We start from the raw sequence: 282 nt of genomic DNA on the forward strand, positions 1-282 counted from the left end.
GGGGACTATCCCCCACTTTTTCCCCACTTTGCGGGCCTGCCCCACTTGCCCCACTTATGGGGCAACCCGCCCCAGCGAGTGGTTCGCCTACAGTGGCGCATCCACCGCCAGGCCCTGCAAATGCCGGTAGTGGCGCAGCACATTGGGCACATAGCGCTGGGTTTCAGCGAACGGTGGAATCACCCGGCCGCGGCTCATCACCGCGTCTGGACCGGCGTTGTAGGCGGCGACGGCGAGAGAGATATCGTTGTCGAACAGGTTCATCAGGCGCTTGAGGTAACG

Annotated in this window: 1 protein-coding gene; it reads right to left on the reverse strand. The window is 63.5% G+C overall.

What is annotated here, in order from left to right:
• Positions 1 to 87: 87 nt before the first annotated feature.
• Positions 88 to 282: lytic transglycosylase domain-containing protein (locus ACZYR5_RS29680; RefSeq protein WP_489107631.1), on the reverse strand; the 195-nt coding region annotated here is incomplete at its 5' end.

The sequence above is a fragment of the Pseudomonas sp. F007 genome, assembly GCF_057814275.1.